At 37.3% G+C, this 303-nt stretch carries 1 protein-coding gene; it reads right to left on the reverse strand.

The features are described 5' to 3' along the window. Positions 1-7: 7 nt before the first annotated feature. Positions 8-303 (reverse strand): flagellar motor switch protein FliN (gene fliN, locus PZE06_RS27915; RefSeq protein WP_275792389.1); only part of this gene is annotated, 296 nt, incomplete at its 5' end.

Raw genomic sequence — 303 nt, forward strand, 5'->3', positions numbered from 1 at the left:
CCATTGTTTATCTTAGTTTATTTAGTCGGTCTGTTTGACTAATGATATCTGTTACACGGACCCCAAAGTTTTCATCAATAACAACCACTTCACCCTTTGCGATCAAGTGATTATTTACTAATATGTCAACTGGTTCACCTGCCAACTTGTCCAATTCTATAATGGACCCTGGCGATAGTTCAAGGATTCCTTTCACAGATCTTTTCGTTCTTCCTAGCTCAACTGTTACTTGAAGCGGAATATCAAATAACATATTTAAGTTTTTCGCTTCAGATTCTTGAAGCTGATACTGGTCAAAGCTAG

This window comes from Robertmurraya sp. DFI.2.37 (assembly GCF_029211245.1).
GTDB lineage: Bacteria > Bacillota > Bacilli > Bacillales > Cytobacillaceae > Robertmurraya > Robertmurraya methanolica_A.